The sequence below is a fragment of the Adlercreutzia equolifaciens genome, assembly GCF_029076695.1.
Classification (GTDB): Bacteria; Actinomycetota; Coriobacteriia; order Coriobacteriales; family Eggerthellaceae; genus Adlercreutzia; species Adlercreutzia equolifaciens_A.
In genome coordinates, this window is the sequence record NZ_JARFIK010000314.1 from 1 (window position 1) to 308 (window position 308).

Annotated in this window: 1 protein-coding gene; it reads left to right on the plus strand. The window is 63.3% G+C overall.

Annotation, left to right across the window (positions count from 1 at the left end; translation table 11 throughout):
- On the plus strand, positions 1-308 hold a 308-nt coding region (locus PZH32_RS12545), incomplete at both ends, for a hypothetical protein (RefSeq protein ID WP_275208577.1).

Below are 308 nucleotides of genomic sequence, written 5' to 3' on the forward strand. Positions count from 1 at the left end.
GCCCCAGGCGGTGGATTTGTCCTTGGGCGCCCCATCGAGACCGTTACCTTAGCCGACGTGCTGACCGTGTTCGAAGAAGCGCCGTCGGCAAAGCAGTCGGAATACTTTGCCTATCGGGTGTTTCTCTCCTGCAAGCAAACCGAGTCGAGTGTTGAGCGCGTCGACGCGACGCTCCAGGCGGGATGGACCGCCTTTCTTTCCGAGCTCGCGCACCTGACCCTGTCCGACCTGCTCATCAGAGGCAACTACCGCGAGGGCGCGGTGGATTGGAACCAAGTCGTTCGCGAGGGCCGCGAGGCCGGCATGGC